Genomic DNA, 4,388 nt, shown 5'->3' on the forward strand with positions numbered 1-4,388 from the left:
CAGTTCGGTTTGCGTTCGATCGGAGTCTCCGCGTTTCGGATCTCGAGGCGGAGCAATTTGCGTCCTTCTGGGGCCACAGTCACGACAGCGATGCTACGCCCGGCCCGACGCGCGCGGCGGGCCGGGGAGCGGTCGTCAACCGTACTGAACAGTAGTGAAGGTGGGCGCGGCGGATGCCGTCCCGGCCGCGGCGGAGTCGAACGTGACCCGTTCGATGTCGTGGTCGGTCACCGGGAGGGCGCCGTCCAACGCGGCCACGACAGCGGTGGTCACGGCCGGTGTGACCTCCTCGACCGTGACGTCGCGGCCCAGTTCCCGCGACAGCGACGTCACCCCGGCGTCGCGGATGCCGCACGGGATGATCGCGTCGAAGCCCGTCAGAACGGAGTTGCAGTTGAGCGAGAAGCCGTGCAGAGCGACACCGCGCTGCACCCGCACCCCGATCGCGGCGACCTTCCGCTCGGGTAGCCACTGCCCATTGTCGAGGGACGCCGGCAGCCACACGCCGGAGCGGCCGTCCACCCGGCCGCAGACGATGCCGAGGTCGGTGCACACGGAGATCAGCGCCTGCTCGAGCCTGCGGACGTACCGCACGACGTCGACCGGTTCGGCGAGCTTGACGATGGGGTAGCCCACCAGCTGTCCCGGGCCGTGCCAGGTGATCTTTCCGCCGCGGTCGACGTCGATGACGGGCGTGCCGTCGGTGGGACGGTCCTCCGGTTCGGTGCGGCGTCCCGCGGTGTAGACGGCGGGGTGTTCGAGGAGAAGCAGCGTGTCGGTGCCCACGTTCTCGGCGCGCCGCGCCGCCAGCTCGCGCTGTCGGTCCCAGGCGTCGACGTACCCGATCGTGCCGAGGTGTTCGACGGAGATCGGGGAGGGGCTGAAACGGGCGGATTGTGTCGCGCTGCTCATGGGCTAGAGGTTACGCCGGGGCCGTGGCAGCACCGCCACGAGCCGGGCTCACCGCACGAGGGCGGCGTCGAGCGCTTCCCCGATGGTGTTGTGCCGGAACCGGAATCCCGCGTCCTCGAGCACCGTCGGGATCGCGCGCTGCCCGGCCAGAATGCCCTCCTGCGCGAACTCTCCCACCAGCGCGCTGAGCGCGAACCCGGGCACGATCCACGGGGCGGGGCGGTGCATCGTCCGCGCGACCGCGCCGTTGAACTGCGCGTTGGTGACGGGGGCCGGGCCGGTCACGTTCACGGGACCGGCCACGTCGTCGCGGGAGAGCACGAACTTGATCGCATCGACCTCGTCCTCCAACGAGATCCACGACAGGTACTGGCGGCCGTTCCCGAGCCGGCCGCCGAGCCCGAACGAGTACAGGGTCTTCAGCCGGCCGAGCAGGCCGCCGTGGGGGGACAGGACGATGCCGCTGCGCAGCCGCACCGTCCGGACCTCCGAGTCGTCGGCGGGGGCCGTCGCCGCCTCCCAGTCGCGGCAGGTGTCCGCGAGGAAACCCGTCCCGGCCGGCGAGGTCTCGTCGACGACGCGGTCGCCGGTGTCGCCGTAGTAGCCGACCGCGCTCGCATTCACGAACACGGGCACCCCGGACTCGGCGACGGCCTCGGCCAGGACGTCGGTGGCCGCGATCCGGCTGTCCCGGATCAGCTGCTTGTATGCGCCGGTCCAGCGTTTGTCGCCGATCCCGACGCCGCACAGATTCACGACCGCGTCGGCGTCCGCGAGGATCCCCGTGTCGAGCCGGCCCTTCTGCGGATCCCAGCGGGACTCGTCGGGACCCGCCGACGACCGGCGGACCAGGCGGACGACGTCGTGACCGTCGCCGCGGAGGGACGAGACGAGAGCGGTGCCAATCAGCCCGGAGGATCCGGCGATGACCACGCGCATGTGCAACAGCCTCCTTCACAGCGCAGGGGCACCATCCCTGCTGGAAATGGTGCCCCTGCGAAACTACGTTCGGCTCGAAGTCCGGTGACGGATCAGAGGCCGAGGTCTGCCTCGAACGCGCCCTGCTCCAGACGCTGCTTGATCGTGGTCAGGAAGCGGCCGGCGTCGGCACCGTCGACGAGACGGTGATCGTAGGTGAGCGGCAGGTAGCACATCGAGCGGACGCCGATGCTCTCACTGCCGGACTCATCGGTCACGACCACGGGACGCTTGACGATCGCACCGGTTCCGAGCATCGCGGCCTGCGGCGGCACGAGGATCGGGGTGTCGAACAGGGCGCCCTGGCTGCCGATGTTCGTGATCGTGAACGTGCCGCCGGACAGCTCGTCCGGCTTGAGCCCACCGGAACGGGCGCGCTTGGCGATGTCCGCGATGGCGCGGGCCAGTCCGGCCAGCGACAGGTCGCCGGCGTTGTGGATCACGGGGGACAGCAGGCCCTGGTCGGTGTCGACCGCGATGCCCAGGTGCTCGGCGTCGTAGTAGGTGATCTGCTTGTTCGCCTCGTCGTAGCTGGCGTTGATGTTCGGGTGCGACTTCAGCGCTTCGACGACAGCCTTCGCGAAGAACGGGAGGAACGTGAGCTTGACGCCCTCGCGCTCGAGGAAGGTGTTCTTGGCCTGCGCGCGCAGGGCCGCGATCCTGGTGACGTCGACCTCGAAGGTCTGGGTGAGCTGCGCCGTGCTCTGCAGCGACTCCCGGGTCTTCGTGGCCGTGATCTGGCGAATCCGGTTGGCCTTCTGCGTGGTTCCGCGCAGGTGCGCCAGTTCGGGGCGGACCCCGGCGGAAGCGGCTGCCGGAGCAGCGGCGGCAGGCCGTGCGGCAGCAGGCGCCGCAGCGGCAGCCGGTGCCTTCTTGGCCTCGGCGGCAGCGAGAACGTCCTGCTTACGGATGCGGCCACCGACTCCGGTGCCCGTCACCGAGGACAGGTCGACGCCGTTGTCCGCGGCGAGCTTGCGCACCAGGGGGGTGACGTACGGGGTGCTGTCGCCGGACGTGGCCGCGGGAGCGGGTGCAGCGGCGGCGGGAGCAGGTGCGGATGCTGCCGGTGCGGCAGCCGGAGCCGGTGCGCTCTTGGCGGGCTCGGGCTTCGCCGGTTCCGGGGCCGGGACGGGCTTCGCGGGCTCTGGGGTGGGCTCGGGCTTCGGTGCCGCGGCCGGCTTGGCGGCGGGCGCACCCGAACCGATGACGGCGAGCTGACCGCCGACGGAGACGGTGTCGTCTTCTTCCGCGCTGATCTCGAGGAGGGTGCCTGCAACGGGCGACGGGATCTCCGTGTCGACCTTGTCGGTGGACACCTCGACGAGCGGCTCGTCCACGGCGACCTCGTCGCCGACGGCCTTGAGCCAGCGGGTGACGGTTCCCTCGGTGACGGACTCGCCCAGTTCGGGCATGTTCACCGCGGTGCCCTCGGCAGAACCGCCGCCGGACGCTGCGGGCGCGGGCTCTGCGGCCGGTGCCTCCGCGGCGGGAGCCGGCTCTGCGGCGGGCTCTTCGGCGGCGGGTGCGGGAGCGGAGTCGGAGGCGGGGGCCTCACCGGCGTCGCCGATCACGGCAAGCTCGCCACCGATTTCGACGGTGTCGTCTTCCTGAGCAACGATCTTGCTGAGAACGCCGGCCACGGGAGACGGGATTTCCGTGTCCACCTTGTCCGTGGAGACTTCGAGCAAGGGTTCGTCAACTTCGACCGTGTCTCCTTCCTGCTTGAGCCACCGCGTGACAGTTCCCTCGGTGACACTCTCACCAAGCGCTGGCATCTGGACGGAGAAGGCCATGTCTTTTGACTCCTCGACAGTTGTGTTCGGGTTGTTGAATTTTGTCGACTTGTGGTCGTGAACCATTGTGCTCGAGATGCACGTGTCTTGCGTCTACTTGCAGGTAATTCCGATTCGTCGTCACCCACTCGCTGTGTCGGCGCTCCACATCTTTCCATTGATCCGACGGGCGCGTCCGCCGAGGGGCACCCCCCGGCGACTCCGGTGTGTTGCGGCGTAATCCCTACTGGCCGGTAGTTTTCGTGTGCGGCGGAAACCGGACGTTCGCTGGCAAACTTGGAGGACATCGCGGGCACCGCCTCGCGTACGCACTCGAGGAGGCTCGACGTGGGGTTGTTCGATCGTTTCTCGCGACCTCGGTCCGGCCGGTCCCATGCGTCCCCGGAGGACGCCGCCCATCTCGCGAACTGGACTCGCACCCACCTCGGTGTGGAGGCGTACGTGGAACCCCGAACGACAGTGACCGAAGTCACGGTTGTGCTCGTCGCGGCGGACGGCGAGTGGACCCGGCGCCGGGTGGGCGGCGAACGCGGCGCCCGCAAACTCGGGGAGGATCTCCGCATCCCGGTGTACGACGTCCGCAAGACCGGTTACCCACAACGGATGCGCGACCACGATGCCCGGCGGCGCATCGAGCGCAAGCGGGAGCGCGAACGCGACCTGTAGGCGGCTTCGCCGCCCGTGCGTGGTTGACGAGTCCACGGA

Annotated in this window: 4 protein-coding genes and 1 pseudogene; 1 reads left to right on the forward strand and 4 read right to left on the reverse strand. The window is 69.6% G+C overall.

Annotated elements, in window-relative coordinates:
- From ACFTZB_RS43465 to sucB, 4 genes and pseudogenes are all read right to left on the reverse strand, one after another.
- Positions 1-152: pseudogene (locus ACFTZB_RS43465) on the reverse strand (lipoyl synthase); the annotation flags it as partial.
- The gene (gene lipB, locus ACFTZB_RS43470; protein ID WP_378441871.1) at positions 136-912 is read right to left on the reverse strand and encodes a lipoyl(octanoyl) transferase LipB; all 777 of its coding nucleotides are present in this window, start codon (positions 910-912) and stop codon (positions 136-138) included. The pseudogene ACFTZB_RS43465 and the gene lipB, both read right to left, overlap by 17 nt.
- Positions 913-960: 48 nt before the next feature.
- Entirely contained in the window at positions 961-1,851 is an 891-nt protein-coding gene (locus ACFTZB_RS43475) for a TIGR01777 family oxidoreductase (RefSeq protein WP_378441873.1), read from the reverse strand.
- Between the two features lie 92 nt (positions 1,852-1,943).
- Positions 1,944-3,683 carry a 2-oxoglutarate dehydrogenase, E2 component, dihydrolipoamide succinyltransferase gene (gene sucB / locus ACFTZB_RS43480; RefSeq protein WP_378441875.1) on the reverse strand — a complete coding sequence of 580 codons (1,740 nt, stop codon included), beginning with the start codon at positions 3,681-3,683 and terminating at the stop codon, positions 1,944-1,946.
- A 327-nt stretch (positions 3,684-4,010) separates the two neighbouring features.
- Between sucB and ACFTZB_RS43485 the strand changes: the two genes are divergently transcribed.
- A complete protein-coding gene (locus ACFTZB_RS43485; RefSeq protein WP_378441877.1) occupies positions 4,011-4,349 on the forward strand; it encodes an oxidoreductase in 339 nt (112 codons plus the stop codon).
- Positions 4,350-4,388: the final 39 nt, after the last annotated feature.

The organism is Rhodococcus sp. NPDC057014, from assembly GCF_042673295.1.
Taxonomy (GTDB): Bacteria; Actinomycetota; Actinomycetes; order Mycobacteriales; family Mycobacteriaceae; genus Rhodococcus_F.